Genomic DNA, 634 nt, shown 5'->3' with positions numbered 1-634 from the left:
CCTGACGATGACTGGTCGGTTGCGTGGCCAACTCTGGGGTATCTGTCTGCTGACTGGATCGAGGCCCACTGCCTGGTCGCTGACGGCTGGTCGATGGGTGAGCCGTTTGTGCATGACGGCTGGCAGTTGTGGTGCACACTCAACCATTACAGGGTGAAGCCGAAGGCGGTGTTTAACCAGGCCCGCCCGGTGGGTGCGCCAGCGTTCCAGTATCGCCGTTCGCAGGTGGTGGGGCCGCAGAAGACGGGGAAGTCGCCGTGGGCTGCGTCGCTGATCCCGTTCGAGGCTGTCGGGCCGTGCATTTTCGCTGGCTGGGCTGTTGGTGGCGAGCGGTATCGGTGTGTCGATCATGGCTGCGGTTGCGGGTTCGTCTACGCCTACGATGCGGGTGAGCCGATGGGTATTCCGCGGCCGGTGTCCCGCATCCAACTGTTGGCGACGGCTGAGGATCAGACCGACAACATTTACGCGCCGCTCCAAGAGATGATCAGGCGCGGCCCGTTGCAGGAGCTGATGCGGGTTCGTGAGGATTTCATCCGCACGCCGAACAATGGCGAGGTGTTGCCGATCACGGCTGAACCGAACTCGAAGGTGGGCGCTCCCATCCATTTCGCGGTGGCGGATGAGTCAGGCC

General features: G+C 63.2%; 1 pseudogene. It reads left to right on the top strand.

Annotated features, from left to right (window positions below):
• Nucleotides 1-634 (top strand): annotated as a pseudogene (locus RMT89_RS40505) (hypothetical protein); the annotation flags it as partial.

The organism is Streptomyces sp. P17, from assembly GCF_032436805.1.
Lineage (GTDB): Bacteria > Actinomycetota > Actinomycetes > Streptomycetales > Streptomycetaceae > Streptomyces.
This window is presented reverse-complemented; position numbering and strand designations above follow the sequence as displayed.